Source organism: Micromonospora sp. C28ISP2-4, assembly GCF_030519385.1.
In the GTDB taxonomy this organism is placed as follows: Bacteria; Actinomycetota; Actinomycetes; order Mycobacteriales; family Micromonosporaceae; genus Micromonospora; species Micromonospora tulbaghiae.
Genome location: NZ_JAUMKG010000003.1, coordinates 371648 through 384605 on the forward strand (window position 1 = coordinate 371648; position 12958 = coordinate 384605).

Below are 12958 nucleotides of genomic sequence, written 5' to 3' on the forward strand. Positions count from 1 at the left end.
CTGCCGCATCCCCGCCCGCCCCGCCCGGTCAGCGCTCCGGGGTGTCGCCGGGGCGGGTCTGCTCGGCGAGGAAGCGTTCCAGTTCGGCGCCGAGTTCGTCGGCGGTGGGCAGCGGCCCGGTCTCGCCGGCGAGCAGGCTCTTCTCGCCCCGGCCACGGGCGAACGCGTCGTACTGCTCCTCCAGCGCCTGGACCAGCGTCGCCGCCTCCTCGGTCTGGGTGACCTGGCGGTCGATCTCCACCCGGACCGCCTCGGCGGCGGTCCGCAGGGTCTCGACGGGCAGCAGCAGCCCGGTGCTGCGGGACACGGCGGACAGCAGCGCCTCGGCGGCGGCCGGGTACTCGGCCTGGGCCACGTAGTGCGGCACGTGTGCGGCGAAGCCGAGGGCGTCACGCCCCTGCTGGCCGAGGCGGTACTCCAGCAGGTGGCCGACGCCGGCCGGCACCTGCACCTTCTGCAACCAGGGCTCGTGCCCGGCGATCAGCTCCTTGCGGGTGGCGTGCGCGGTGACGCCGCTGGGCCGGGTGTGCGGCACCGCCATCGGGATCGAGTTGAGCCCGACTGTGAGCCGCACGTCGAGGCGGGCGCAGAGCCCGGCGACGGCGGCCACGAAACGCTCCCACTGCAGATCCGGCTCGGGGCCGGTGAGCAGCAGGAACGGGGTCTCGTCGTCGTCGCGCAGCAGGTGCAGCTCCAGCGCCGGGGCGTCGTAGGACTCCCAGTGGTCCTCGACGAACGTCATCACCGGGCGGCGGGAGCGGTAGTCGAAGACCTGGTCCACGTCGAAGCGGGCGATCACCCGGGCGTCGAGCGAGGTGAGCAGCTGTTCCCGGGCGAGCCGGGTGGCGTTGCCGGCGTCGACGAAGCCGGTGAGCGCCTGGATCAGCACCGGCTGGCCGAGCTCGGGCAGCTCGTCGGTGAGTTCGTAGAGCTCGTGTGGATCGAGCACCGGTGGGTCCTCCCTGTCGACGCGTACGGGGGAGCGCCGAGCGTGCGGCCTCCCCGGTTCGGCCAACGTACCGGGGCGGGTGGTCCATTCCGTTACGGCCACATCCGATGCCCGGATGATGATCACGATTCGGCTACGCCCCGGTCCGGCGACCCATATCCGGATCGTCCGAACGGACGAGTTAGTCGATCATCGGGCGGGACCGGGAGATCTGCGGCGTTCCTGCCCGGCCCGCTGCGCCCGCCGTCGCCCGGGTGATTGATCCGGTTCCCGAGGTCCGTCGTCGGCTGGTCCGCGCTGGGGTGGCCCGTCCGCTTCGGAACGGCCGAAGTGTGGCGAGGGCCACCCTTTCGGCCTGGGTGATCCCGGTTTGCCCTGCCTAGCCTCGTCGGATGCGTAACGACGGCAACCTCGACGACCCGTTCGGCTCCGGCCGCCCGGCTGACCGTTCGGACGATACCCCTTCCACCGATCGGTTGACCACGCTCCGGGGACTTGCCCGGCGTACCCGCTTCTGGGCCCCCACGAACCCCCGGCCCGGCCGGACGAAGCTGGCGGTCGCCACCGGCGCGGCCTGCTGCCTGGGCCTGGTCGGCGTCAGCCAGGCCGGCTTCGGCGCCCCGGACCGCGCCGCCGGCCCGGCGCCCTCGGCGGAGGTCGCCGAGCGCGCGGCGGTCGACCCGGCCTCCCGGGCCATGGCCCGGCCGAGCGCCGCCCCCGCCACCCCCGGCACCGACCCGTCCGCGTCGGCGACGGCGAGCCCGAAGGCGACCGCCAAGCCCAAGCCGAAGAAGACGGTCCGGCAGATCGTCCCGGTCGCCGGCCTGGACCGTACCCAGATGAACAACGCCAAGAAGATCGTGCAGGCCGGCAAGGAGATGGGCATGCCGCGCCGCGCCCTGGTCATCGCGGTGGCGACCGCCATGCAGGAGAGCACCCTGCTCAACTACGCCAGCGGCGTGCTGCCCGAGTCGCAGAGCTACCCGCACCAGGCCATCGGCTGGGACCACGACTCGGTCGGGCTGTTCCAGCAGCGTCCGAGCAGCGGCTGGGGCACCGTCGAGCAGCTCATGGACCCCGAGTACGCGACGAAGGCGTTCCTGTCCGCGCTGGCGGAGATCCCCGGCTGGCAGAACCTGCCGCTCTCGGTGGCCGCGCAGGCGGTGCAGATCTCGGCGTTCCCCGACGCGTACGCCCAGCACGAGTGGCGGGCCGGCGAGGTGGTGGCCGAGATCCTGGGCTGACCCGGACGGGTGGTTGGCGAAGGGCCGATTCGGGTATCAGGGACTTGCCGGTCCCAGGTACACATGAAGGGGACCGCGGGACGGGAGGACCCTCATGTCGCTGATGCAACGGATCACCGCCTTCCTGCGGTCGCCGCGGGGCCAGCAGCTGGTCGACCGCGGCCGGCGTGAGATGTCGAAGCCGGAGAACCAGGCCCGGCTGCGGCAGATCGCGAACCGGCTGCAGTCGCGCCGGCGCTGACCCGCGTCACCCCCGCCGCACGAGCCTCCGGAGCCCTTCGTGACCGACCCCGCCCCCGTCGACGGGGAGCCCAACGCCGTCCCCGCCGCCCCCGTCCCGCCGGTGGAGGCGCCCGAGGCGCCGCCGGCCAAGCTGTGGGACCGGATGCGGGAGGACCCGCAGTACGCGCCGGAACACCTCGCCCTGGAGGCGGTACGCCGGCTCGGCCCGGAGGCCGCCCAGTGGGCCGCCCGCGAGCGGGCGCTGCGGCCGGACGCGCCGCCGGAGCAGCTGGCCGACCAGGCGGTACGCAAGTTCGTCAACCACGCCCGTCTCTCCGGCGCGGTGTCCGGCGCGGCCGGGCTGCCCGGCGCGGTGATCGACGTGGGCGTGCTGGCCTGGACCCAGGCCCGGCTGGTGCTGCACGTCGCGGCCGCCTACGGCGCCGACCCGACGCACCCCGACCGGGCCACCGACCTGCTTGTGCTCCAGCGGGTGCACAAGGCCGCCACCACGGCCCGCCTGGCGCTCGGAGTGGCAGCCGGGCGGGAACGGGCCGGCGCGTTGTTCGGCTCGGCAGGTGACCGGGCGCTGGGCCGGGTGATGCTCCAGCTCGGGGTCCGCCTGGCCCGGATGGCCGGGGTGCGCGCCGCCAAGCGGATGTTCGCCAAGGTCGTGCCGGGCGCCGCGATCGTGCTCGGCACCTGGGCCAACTCCTCGGCCACGAAGGAACTGGCCGACCGCACGCGCGCCCTCTACCGCGCCGCCGGCCCCCGGCAGCTACCGGATCCGCGCCGGCCCTGATCACCGTGCGCCGGCCGCTCCACCCGGCGCGGCCGGCACCGGCCGCTCAGTCCGCCCAGCCGGAGGCGTTCCAGGCCACCTCCGCCAGCCGGCCCTGACCGGCCGCGTTCGGATGGAACCAGTCGAGCGCGTTGACCTGGTCCAGGTCGAAGCGGTGGCGGTGCACCGCGCCGCCGTCCCAGCGGCAGCGTGACCCGTACGCCCGGCAGGCGCCGCGAAGCTGCCCGTCGTACGCCTCGATCCGGTCCCGGACGCGCGCCCGGCGGGCCACCGCGGCGGGCGCGGTCGACGTGGCGTCGGCCAGCAGCGACGGGCAGACGCCCCGCGACCAGGCGCGCACGGCGCGGGGCTCGGTGTGCCCGATCCGCCAGAGCCGGTACAGGTCCGGGATGCTGACCACCAGCACCTGGGCCTTCGGCCGGCCCTCCCGCACCACCGCGAGCGCCGCGTCGACCTGGTCCCGGAACGTCGCGACGGGTGTCATGTCGTCGACGTCGCCCCGGCAGGCGTCGTTCGCCCCGATCAGCACGGTGACCAGGTCGGCCTTGTCGCGTACCGCCGACCGGGCCTGGCCGGTCAGCGCGGCCGCGCGGGCCCCGGGCACGGCCCGGTTGTACGCCCGCAGCCCCGGCGCGTCGGCGCGCAGCCGCCGGTAGAGGCTCTCCACGCGCAGGCCGTCCCCTGTCGACCAGGAGTTGCGTTCGCAGCTCACCAGCACCAGGCAGGAGCCGTAGCCGGTGCTCACCGAGTCGCCGAGCGCGACCAGCACCCGGGGCTCGCCCGGGCGGGGCGTGCCGGACGGCCGGGGTGCACCCTCACCGGAGCCGTCACAGGCGAGCGCGACGAGCGCCGCCAGGCAGGCCAGCGCGGCGATCCAGCGTCTCATCGGCCCCCCGTCCGGCGGCGGCAACGGGCCCGTCGACCCTATGCCCCGGCCGAGAGCCGGCGGCGGTTCTGTCGGCTATCGGGCATCGGCCACTGTCGTTCACATCTGTCGTGCCGGCGCCGGCCGTCCGTGCAGCCACCGGTGCAGCACCCGGGTGATCCGGGGCAGCACGAGGTAGGTCATCAGCGGCGTGAGCACCAGCGTCATCAGCAGCGTCCGGCCGGCCAGCGGCACACCGGCGAGGAACCGGGTGGTCAGCAGCGTGGCCGCCAGGCTGAGCGGGAAGAACGCCAGCCAGATCGTGACCGCCTGCTTCCAGCGCGGCGGCGCGGCCGGCTCCGGCTCGCCGAACGTCTCAACCACGTGGTCCACCGGCGGGTCGAACCAGCCCTCGATGCCGGTGCGCCGCTCCACCCGGGTGTGCTCGACGATGCCCTGCGCCGAGCCGAGCCACCAGCGCCGCTGCGGCGAGTCCTCCCAGCCGCGCAGCGTGTCCGCGTCGGCGAAGCGGTACATCACGTGCCACTCGCCCGAGCCGGGGGCGCTGCGGACGAAACCGGCGCCGAGGAAGCCGGGGAAGCTCTCCGCGAGCGCCGTCCCGGCCCGCATCCACGCCACCACCTCGTCGGTACGCGCCGGATCGGCGCGCCGGGACACGGCGACGGTCACGGGTACGGCCTGCGTCGTGGTCATGCCATCCTCTCCACCGTCCGCGGGATCTCCGCCGGTACCGGCGCACCGATGTAACGCACCCGCTGTCCGGGCACATCCGGCGCCTGCCCGCCGGGTGTCCCGGATCACCGGCGTTCCCGCGCCGGCCGGTTATCCCAGCCCGTGCCGGGGTAGGCCCCAGGAATGACCCGATCACAGCCCCGACGCGCCCGCGGCACGGTCGGCCACGCGAACAGCGCACTGAACCTGCGGCTCGTGCTCGCCACGTTCGGTCTGGTCGTGATGACCGTCTTCGCGGTGCTCGCGTTCGGCGCCGACATCGCCTGGCTGGGTGTGGTCTGCGCGCTGCTCGCCGTGGTGGCGGTGGTCGACCTGGTCGTGATCCAGCGCCGCCGCGCCGCGCGCCGCCGGGAGGAACCGGGCGTGCGGCACTCGCTGTTCGAGTGACAGGAGTACGAGATGCCCATCGCCACCACCAATCCCGCCACCGGACAGGTGCTCAAGACGTACGAGGCGATGTCGGACGAGCAGATCGACGCCGCGATCGAGCGGGCCGACCTCGCCTTCCGGCAGTTGCGCGACACCACCATCGCGCAGCGGGCCCGCTGGCTGACCGCCGCCGCCGACCTGCTCGACGCCGAGCGCGACGAGACGGCCCGGCTGATGACCACCGAGATGGGCAAGACGTACGCCGCCGCGAAGGCGGAGGTCACCAAGTGCGCCACCGCCTGCCGCTTCTACGCCGACAACGCGCCCCGGATGCTCGCCGACGAACCGGCCGACGCCGCGGCGGTCAAGGCCAAGCGGGCGTACGTGCGCTACCAGCCGATCGGCCCGGTGCTGGCGGTGATGCCGTGGAACTTCCCGCTGTGGCAGGTGATGCGGTTCGCCGCCCCGGCCCTGATGGCCGGCAACACCGGCCTGCTCAAGCACGCCTCCAACGTGCCGCAGACCGCGCTCTACCTGGAGGACCTGTTCCGCCGCGCCGGGTTCCCCGAGGGCGCGTTCACCACGCTGCTCGTCGGCTCCGACGCTGTCGACCGGATCCTCAGCGACCCCCGCGTCCGCGCCGCCACGCTCACCGGAAGCGAGCCGGCCGGCCGGTCCATCGCCCAGATCGCCGGCCGGGAGATCAAGAAGACGGTGCTGGAGCTGGGCGGCAGCGACCCGTTCGTGGTGATGCCCTCGGCCGACCTGGACGCCGCCGCCGAGGTCGCCACCACCGCCCGCTGCCAGAACAACGGCCAGTCCTGCATCGCCGCGAAGCGGTTCATCGTGCACACCGACGTCTTCGACGCGTTCGCCGAGAAGTTCGCCGCCCGGATGGCGGCACTGCGCGTCGGTGACCCGATGGACGACGGCACCGACGTCGGCCCGCTGGCCAGCGAGCGCGGCCGCGACGAGGTGCACGCCCAGGTCACCGACGCCGTCGACCAGGGCGCGACGGTGCTCTGCGGCGGCGAGAAGCCCTCCGGGGACGGCTGGTACTACCCGCCGACGGTGGTCACCGACCTGCGTCCGGAGATGCGGATGTGGAGCGAGGAGGTGTTCGGGCCGGTCGCCGGGCTCTACCGCGTCGGCTCGTACGACGAGGCGATCGAGGTCGCCAACGGCACCAGCTTCGGCCTCGGCTCCAACGCCTGGACCAACGACCCGGCCGAGCAGGAGCGCTTCGCCGTCGACCTGGACGCCGGCAACGTGTTCATCAACGGCATGACCACGTCCTACCCGGAGCTGCCGTTCGGCGGCGTGAAGAACTCCGGGTACGGCCGCGAGCTGTCCGCCGCCGGCATGCGCGAGTTCTGCAACACCAAGACCGTGTGGATCGGTGCGGGGGAGGCCGGCGCGGGCGCCGGCGCGCACTCCGAGTGAGGTGTTAACAGGGGCCCCTTCCTCTACCGGAGGCGTTAACAAGGGGCCCCTGCTTACATCTCCGCAAGGGTGGGTAGGAGTGCCCACCATGACGGCGTTCGGCTTCCACGCATCCCACGAGCAGATCCACCCGGCCCGGCTGCTGGAGGCGGTGATCCACGCCGAGCGCGCCGGCTTCGACGCGGCCATGTGCTCCGACCACTTCTCGCCGTGGAGCGAGCGGCAGGGCCAGTCCGGATTCGCCTGGTCCTGGCTCGGCGCCGCGCTCCAGGCCACGAACCTGCCCTTCGGCGTGGTGAACGCGCCCGGCCAGCGCTACCACCCGGCGATCATCGCGCAGGCCATCGGCACGCTCGGCGCCATGTACCCGGGCCGGTTCTGGGCCGCGCTGGGCACCGGCGAGGCGGCCAACGAGCACATCACCGGCGACGTCTGGCCGCGCAAGGACGTCCGCAGCGCCCGGCTGCGCGAGTGCGTCGACGTGATCCGGGCGCTGCTGGCCGGCGAGGAGGTCAGCCACGACGGCCTCGTCACTGTGGACCGGGCCAAGCTGTGGACCCGGCCGGAGGAGCCGCCCGCGCTGGTCGGCGCCGCGGTCAGCGTCGCCACCGCGCGCTGGTGCGCCGAGTGGGCGGACGGGCTGATCACCGTCAACGCGCCGGTCGAGCACCTGCGGCGGATGATCGACGCCTACCGGGACGCGGGCGGACGTGGCCCGCTGCACCTCCAGGTGCACGTCAGCTGGGCGCCCGAGCAGGAGCAGGCCGAGGCGATCGCGTACGAGCAGTGGCGCAGCAACGTGTTCGCGCCGCCGGTCTGCTGGGACCTGGAGACCCCCGAGCACTTCGACGTGGCCAGCGCGGACGTGCCGATGTCCAAGGTCGCCGAGACCGTGAACGTCTCCGCCGACCTGGGCCGGCACGTCGGGTGGCTGGAGGAGTACGTGGCGCTCGGCTTCGACCAGATCGCGCTGCACCACGTCGGGCAGGAGCAGCGCGAGTTCATCGACACGTTCGGCGCCGAGGTGCTGCCGAAGCTGCGCTCCGCCGCCTGATCACACATCGGCCCTCCGGCGCTTAGGCTCGTCGTTCGTGGATGCTCTGTTCGAGGTCGTGGTCTTCCTGGCCATCGCGACCTTCGGTGCGGCGCTGGCCCGCCGGCTCGGCCTGCTGGCGCCGATCCTGCTGGTGGTGCTCGGCCTCGCGCTGTCCTTCCTGCCGTTCTTCCCGCACGTGCGGCTGGACCCGGACCTGGTGCTGGTGGGCATCCTGCCGCCGCTGCTCTACGTGGCGGCGCTGGAGACGTCGGTGCCGGCGTTCCGGCTCAACCTGCGGCCGATCCTGCTGCTCGCGGTCGGGCTGGTCGTCTTCACCGCGTTCGTGGTCGGCACCGTCGTGCACTGGTTCCTGCCCCAGCTGCCGTACGCGATCTGCCTGGCGCTCGGCGCGGTGGTGGCGCCGCCGGACGCGGTCGCCGCCACGGCGGTGGCCCGGCGGGTCGGCCTGCCCCGGCGGGTCGTCACCATCTTGGAGGGCGAGAGCCTGGTCAACGACGCCACCGCGCTGGTGCTGCTGCGGGTGGCGATCGTCGCCGCGACCGCCACCACCGGCGGCGTCGGCGTCGGCGCGGTGGCCCGGGAGGTGGTCGTCGCGGCCGGCGGCGGCATCCTGGTCGGCCTGCTGGGCGTGGTGGTCTTCGGCTACCTGCACAAGCGCATCACCGATCCGGTGCTGGACAACGCGCTGTCGCTGATCGTGCCGTTCGCTGTGGTGTTCGCCGCCGAGGAGATCCACGCCTCCGGCGTGGTCGCCGTGGTGGTGACCGGCCTCGGCATCGGGCACAAGCTGCCCACGCTGCTGTCGGCCGCCTCCCGGCTGCAGGTGACCGCGTTCTGGCGGCTGATCCGGTTCCTGCTCGAAGGACTGGTGTTCCTGCTGGTCGGCCTGCAACTGCCGGAGGTGGTACGCGACCTCGACGAGCCGTTCGGCTCGCTGGTGGCGATCACCGCGGCGGTGCTGGCCGCAGTCTTCCTGGCCCGGTTCGTCTGGGTGTTCCCGGCCACCTACCTGGCACGGCTCGTGCCCCGGGTCCGCCGGCGCGACCCGGCGCCACCGGTGCAGTTCCCGGTCGTCATCGGCTGGGCCGGCATGCGGGGCGTGGTGACGCTCGCCGCCGCGCTGGGCCTGCCGCTCACCCTGGCCGACGACACGCCGTACCCGCGCGGGCTGCTCATCTGGCTGGCCTTCGCGGTGATCGTGGCGACGCTGGTCGGGCAGGGCGCCACGCTGCCCTGGCTGGCCCGGCGGCTGCGGCTGCCCCCGGACGACCCGGTGCAGGACGCGCTGTCCGCCGCCGGGGTGCAGCAGCGGGCCAGCCGGGCGGCCCGGGAACGGCTCGACGAGCTGGCCGCCGGCGCGCCGGAGGCGGTGGTGGAACGCCTGCGCGGGCTGACCACCTCCCGTGCCAACCTGGCCTGGGAGCGGCTCGGCGGCACCGAACGGGAAACCCCCTCCCAGGCGTACGCGCGCCTGCGGCAGGAGATGATCGACGCCGAGCGGGAGGTGTTCCGGGCCGCCCGCGACTCCGGGCAGATCCCGGAGGAGGCGCTCACCCGCGCCTATCGTGATCTGGATCTGGAGGAGTCCATGCTGCGACAGGAGGCCGTCGAATGAGCTGCCAGCACCTGGCCGAGGCGGGCACGGCCGAGCCGGACACCACGACCGAGTGCCCCGACTGCGTCGCCATCGGCAACCCTGACTGGGTCCACCTGCGCGCCTGCCTGACCTGCGGGCACGTGGGCTGCTGCGACTCCTCGCCGTACCAGCACGCCACGAAGCACTTCGAGTCCACCGGACACCCGGTCATGCGGTCGATCCAGCCGGGGGAGTCGTGGCGCTGGTGCTTCGTGGACGAGGAGATCGGCTGACTCAGCCGACCCGGCGCTCCAGCACCTGCCCCGGCCACGGCGGGCGGCCCGGCCGCTCCACCGTGAACGGCTCGGTGGCGGTGAAGCCGCAGCGCTCGTAGAACCGCACGAGCGCCCGGTCCGGGCTCCGGAAGCAGTCCACCCGCAGCAGGCCGACGCCGCGTTCGCGGGCCCGCTCCGCCGCGTACGCCAGCAGCCGCGCCCCGACCCCGCGTCCCGCGTACGCCCGGTCGGTGACCAGCAGGTTCACGTACAGCTCCGGCTCGGTGGCGGGCGGCACGTACTCGGTCGCCGCGCCCACCACAAGCGCGCCCACCACAGTCGCGTCGATCTCGGCGAGGTACAGGCCGTCCCCGGCGGCCCACGCGTCGGCCTGGGCGATGCGGCGCGGGTCGATCGATGCCGGCTCGGTGCCCCACTGGTCGGTACGCCCGAGTTCGGCCAGCCAGGCGGTGGCGCTGTCGAGCAGCCGCAGCAGCGTGGGGGCGTCGCCGGGTCCACCCGGGCGGATGGTGATGCTCTGCTGGTCGGTCATCCCGCCATGCTGCTACACCGGGCTCAGCCGGGCACCCCGGCGGGTCGTGCCTCCGGCACCGGCCGGTCCGCGACCGCCCGGCGGGTCAGCGCCGGGGCGGCCAGCCCGGCGACGGCGAAGATCCCGCCGAGCACCAGCCAGCCGACCGGCCCGCCGCCCAGCACCAGCAGCGTGAGCAGGCCCCGGCCGAGCGCCTGGGCCAGCCCGGCGAGCAGGCCGTCCGCGCCCTGGTAGGCCCCGATCGCCCCGGGTGGGGCCAGGTCGTAGGCGAGGCCCGCGCCGGCCGCGCCGTGCCACAGGTCGCCCACCGTCCACACCGCCGTCGCGACGAGCAGCAGGACGACCGCCGGGAGCACCGGCAGGCCGGCCGTCGCCGCGTACAGCGGTGTCGCCGCCGCGAGCACCAGCCCGGCCCGGCGCAGCTTGCGGGCGGCCGGCGCGGCACGCTCCGCGCCCCGGCTCAGCCGCACCGCGAGCAGCACGGTGAGGACCGTGTTGACGAGCAGCACCGCCGACACCACAGATGGTGGCGCGCCGGCCCGGTCCACGGTCCACAGCGGCACGACGAGGACGAGCACCGTCACGTGCGTGCTCAGCACCGCCGACGCGCCGCTCACCGCGAGGAACCGCCCGTCCCGCAGCGGCCCGCCCGGTCCGCGCCGGGTGCCGCCGCCGGTCGTCAGCGGTCCGGGCGTCGTCTCCGCGTCGGGGGCCGGCCTCGCCGCCGTGGCCCGGCGCGCGTCGGCGGTCGGCTGCGGCGGCAGGCGCAGCAGCAGCGCCGCCGAGAGCAGGTAGGTGGCCGCGTTGCCGACCACGAGCACCTGGTACGCCCGGTGCGTGTCCGCCGCGAGCGCTATCCCGGCCAGCGCGGTACCGACGGTGATGCCCAGGTTGGCCACCGCGCGCAGTGTGGCGAAGGCGTGCACCCGGCCGTCGGGGCCGCCCACCGCGGCGACGAGCGCCGCCCGTACCGCCAGGTTGCCGGCCGCGAGCAGCGCCTCCGGCACCGCCACCGCCAGGAACGCCGGGAACGAGCCGACCAGCAGGTACGCCAGCGCGACGACCGCTTGGCCCGCCTGGAGGGCGGCCCGGAGCGTACGCGGATCCCACCTGTCGGCCAGCGCGCCCAGCGGCACGCTCGCGCTGAGCCCGACCAGCCCGGCGACTGTGAGCCCGGCGCCCACCGAGGTGGCGGACAGCCCCACATCCCGGGTCAGGTAGAGCGCCCCGCCGGCCAGCCAAAGCCCCGCGCCGACGGTGTTGACCAGCGTGGCGTACGCGAGCGTGCGCAGCGGCCCGGGCGGCGGGAGCGGCGAGAGGCGCCCCATCAGCGGGGTCCGGCGAGGGCCATGCGGTCGACGCTAGGCGTGGGCCGGCTGTCGCGGCGCCCCGGAACCGGCGACGCCTGTCACACCCGAGGGCTCGGCGGGGAGGCATGTCGCTCGCGGGCGGTTCGCCGAGCAGCCGTGCGGTCCAGTCGGTGAAGCCGCCGTCACCGATCTCCCATCCGCCGTGGCGGACCGTTACCCGCAGCGCCGCACCCCGGTAGTAGCCGCGACCCCGTCGCCGCTCGGGCTCGTCGTGCAGCGGAACCGGGCCGCCACCGAGCATCGGACGGACCCGATTCTCTGGGCAGCCGGACGAGTCAGGAACACAATGGAGCGCGGTACGGGGAAACCCGCTCGCCTTCCGGTGCGTGCTCTGCCAGGGTCGGCCCGTGGAGCGCAGCAGGATCGCCCGGGCCGGTGAGCTGACCGAGGTGCAGCGGATCGAGGTGGCCTCCGGTGCCCCGTTCCGCGAGATCGGCATGACCCTGGTAGCCGACATGCCGCCGCTGCCGCTGGACGCGCTGGCCGCCGGGCAGCGCGCCGGACGGCTGTGGGTGGCGACCGACCCGGCCGACCGCCCGATCGCGTTCGTGCTGGCCGACCTGGTCGACGGCGCGGCGCACGTGCAGCAGATCAGCGTCGATCCGGCGTACGCCCGGCGTGGCATCGGGCGGCGCCTGCTCGACGGCGTGGCCGGGTGGGCGGCCACCGAGGGGTTGCCGGCGCTGACGCTGACCACGTTCCGGTCGGTGCCGTGGAACGGGCCGTACTACGTGCGCTGCGGTTTCCGTGAGCTGGCCGGAGCGGAGTTGACGCCTGGGCTGGTCGAGTTGCTGGCCGCCGAGGCGGCGCTCGGCCTCGACCCGGCCGAGCGGATCGCGATGCGTCGACCGGTCCCCGGGCCCGACCCGGGCGGCGGCTCGGCTGCGGAGCGAAACAGCCGTTAACCGGTCGACCGGGGACGCGGGCCGTGCCACGATCGCGCGGTGTCCGCCTCCGTGAACGCCCTGCTGCGCTGGCAGTTCGACCTGACCTGGGCGCTGGCCGAGTACCACCTCGACCGGCTGGAGCCGGCGGACTTCCTCTGGGAGCCGGGAGGACTCTGCTGGACCATGCGTCCCGGCTCGGACGGCGGTTGGCGTCCGGACTGGGCCGACACCGAGCCGGACCCGGTGCCGGCGCCCACGATCGCCTGGCTGACCTGGCACATCGGCTGGTGGTGGTCCGTCGCCGCCGACCACGTGCGGCAGCGCCCGGCGCGGGAACGCGACGACATCAGGTGGCCCGGTCCGGGCGCGGAGACTGTCGCGTGGCTGCGGGAGCTGCGGACGGAGTGGACGGACGCGCTGGACGGGCTGGGCGAGGCCGACCTGGACCGGCCGTCCGCGTACCCCTGGCCCGCCGACGCCGGGCTCACCGTCGCGCACCTGGCCGGCTGGGTGAACGCCGAGCTGATGAAGAACGTGGCCGAGATCGGCCAGCTCCGGCTGCTGCGGGCGGCGCGGCAGCCGTCCTGATTCGG

15 protein-coding genes are annotated in these 12958 nt (G+C 74.5%); 10 read left to right on the forward strand and 5 right to left on the reverse strand.

The window, feature by feature from the left end; translation table 11 throughout:
- Nucleotides 1–28: 28 nt before the first annotated feature.
- Nucleotides 29–949, reverse strand: a complete 921-nt coding sequence (locus Q3W68_RS14975; protein WP_302906004.1) for a proteasome assembly chaperone family protein — start codon at nt 947–949, stop codon at nt 29–31.
- Between the two features lie 392 nt (nt 950–1341).
- Between Q3W68_RS14975 and Q3W68_RS14980 the strand changes: the two genes are divergently transcribed.
- From Q3W68_RS14980 to Q3W68_RS14990, 3 genes are all read left to right on the forward strand, one after another.
- A complete protein-coding gene (locus Q3W68_RS14980) occupies nt 1342–2193 on the forward strand; it encodes a peptidase M23 (protein WP_302906005.1) in 852 nt (283 codons plus the stop codon).
- Between the two features lie 94 nt (nt 2194–2287).
- Nucleotides 2288–2434 (forward strand): hypothetical protein, encoded by a 147-nt coding sequence (locus tag Q3W68_RS14985; protein WP_013285352.1) that lies wholly within the window; start codon nt 2288–2290, stop codon nt 2432–2434.
- 39 nt (nt 2435–2473) lie between these two features.
- Nucleotides 2474–3217, forward strand: coding sequence for an EcsC family protein (locus Q3W68_RS14990; protein WP_302906006.1), 744 nt, complete (start codon nt 2474–2476; stop codon nt 3215–3217).
- A 46-nt stretch (nt 3218–3263) separates the two neighbouring features.
- Here the strand turns inward: Q3W68_RS14990 and Q3W68_RS14995 are convergent, their stop codons facing one another.
- Together Q3W68_RS14995 and Q3W68_RS15000 are read right to left on the reverse strand one after the other, a co-directional pair.
- Nucleotides 3264–4103, reverse strand: coding sequence for a GDSL-type esterase/lipase family protein (locus Q3W68_RS14995; RefSeq protein WP_302906007.1), 840 nt, complete (start codon nt 4101–4103; stop codon nt 3264–3266).
- 99 nt (nt 4104–4202) lie between these two features.
- Nucleotides 4203–4796: an antibiotic biosynthesis monooxygenase gene (locus Q3W68_RS15000; protein ID WP_302906008.1), complete on the reverse strand. Its 594-nt coding sequence runs from the start codon at nt 4794–4796 to the stop codon at nt 4203–4205.
- Nucleotides 4797–4958: 162 nt separating this feature from the next.
- Here Q3W68_RS15000 and Q3W68_RS15005 point away from each other — a divergent pair, with 162 nt between their 5' ends.
- The 5 genes from Q3W68_RS15005 (at nt 4959) to Q3W68_RS15025 (ending at nt 9573) form a co-directional block, all read left to right on the forward strand.
- Complete coding sequence (locus Q3W68_RS15005; protein ID WP_302906009.1) at nt 4959–5222, forward strand: DUF6343 family protein; 264 nt, start codon at nt 4959–4961, stop codon at nt 5220–5222.
- 12 nt (nt 5223–5234) lie between these two features.
- The gene (locus Q3W68_RS15010; RefSeq protein ID WP_302906010.1) at nt 5235–6647 is read left to right on the forward strand and encodes an NADP-dependent succinic semialdehyde dehydrogenase; all 1413 of its coding nucleotides are present in this window, start codon (nt 5235–5237) and stop codon (nt 6645–6647) included.
- Between the two features lie 88 nt (nt 6648–6735).
- A complete protein-coding gene (locus Q3W68_RS15015; RefSeq protein WP_302906011.1) occupies nt 6736–7701 on the forward strand; it encodes a TIGR03885 family FMN-dependent LLM class oxidoreductase in 966 nt (321 codons plus the stop codon).
- Nucleotides 7702–7738: 37 nt separating this feature from the next.
- Complete coding sequence (locus tag Q3W68_RS15020) at nt 7739–9319, forward strand: Na+/H+ antiporter (RefSeq protein WP_302906012.1); 1581 nt, start codon at nt 7739–7741, stop codon at nt 9317–9319.
- The gene (locus Q3W68_RS15025; RefSeq protein WP_302906013.1) at nt 9316–9573 is read left to right on the forward strand and encodes a UBP-type zinc finger domain-containing protein; all 258 of its coding nucleotides are present in this window, start codon (nt 9316–9318) and stop codon (nt 9571–9573) included. The genes Q3W68_RS15020 and Q3W68_RS15025 overlap by 4 nt, the downstream gene beginning before the upstream one ends.
- A gap of 1 nt (nt 9574) precedes the next feature.
- Here the strand turns inward: Q3W68_RS15025 and Q3W68_RS15030 are convergent, their stop codons facing one another.
- Complete coding sequence (locus Q3W68_RS15030) at nt 9575–10108, reverse strand: GNAT family N-acetyltransferase (protein ID WP_302906014.1); 534 nt, start codon at nt 10106–10108, stop codon at nt 9575–9577.
- Between the two features lie 23 nt (nt 10109–10131).
- Nucleotides 10132–11436: an MFS transporter gene (locus tag Q3W68_RS15035; protein ID WP_302906015.1), complete on the reverse strand. Its 1305-nt coding sequence runs from the start codon at nt 11434–11436 to the stop codon at nt 10132–10134.
- Nucleotides 11437–11825: 389 nt separating this feature from the next.
- Here Q3W68_RS15035 and Q3W68_RS15040 point away from each other — a divergent pair, with 389 nt between their 5' ends.
- Nucleotides 11826–12383 (forward strand): GNAT family N-acetyltransferase, encoded by a 558-nt coding sequence (locus Q3W68_RS15040; protein WP_302906016.1) that lies wholly within the window; start codon nt 11826–11828, stop codon nt 12381–12383.
- 39 nt (nt 12384–12422) lie between these two features.
- A complete protein-coding gene (locus Q3W68_RS15045) occupies nt 12423–12953 on the forward strand; it encodes a DinB family protein (RefSeq protein ID WP_302906017.1) in 531 nt (176 codons plus the stop codon).
- Nucleotides 12954–12958 lie beyond the last annotated feature (5 nt).